The organism is Paenibacillus sp. MZ04-78.2 (assembly GCF_024213375.1).
Taxonomy (GTDB): Bacteria; Bacillota; Bacilli; order Paenibacillales; family NBRC-103111; genus Paenibacillus_G.
This window is the reverse complement of record NZ_JANAVJ010000141.1, coordinates 1-518: the sequence shown is the minus strand read 5'-3', so window position 1 is coordinate 518 and position 518 is coordinate 1. Positions and strand designations below refer to the sequence as shown.

Here is a 518-nt window from a genome sequence, read left to right as displayed (position 1 = left end):
GGGGCTGACTGCGCTCATTCCTGCGGCTTAATTCAGGTTCACTATTCTAGCTTTTCGAGCAAAGCAGCAGAGGTACCTTTCGCTGTTTTCAAGGAGCTTTTTCATCTGCTTACCCAAAAATGTAGTCGTAAGACACGTCGGAAATTGGCTTTCCCTAAAGAATTGCTTCTTATTGATTCCACAACGATGACCGTTGGCAAAACCCGTCTGCCTTGGGCACCTTATCATGGAGAACGAGCAGGCGTAAAATTACATGTGGCCTTGCAGGCAGAAAATCTTCAGCCACTGAAGGCCATCGAGAGCATTGGCTCTAAGCATGACGGGCCGATGAGCGAGAGCTTGACTCATACGGACTACATTATGGTCATGGACAGGGCTTACGGAAAACTCGAACGTTTGGATGGCTATAAACAAAACGGACAGTCATTCGTCGTTCGGTTAAGAGATAACGTTCACCTTGAAAAACCGCGTCCTTTGCGTCGTCAAATCGAGGAAGATTCGCCAATTATCCGTGATAT

Annotated in this window: 1 protein-coding gene; it reads left to right on the top strand. The window is 47.1% G+C overall.

Features of this window, described 5'->3' with window-relative positions:
• Nucleotides 1-518, top strand: a 518-nt coding sequence (locus NLX71_RS26415; protein ID WP_254366775.1) for a transposase, incomplete at both ends; no start/stop codon positions are given.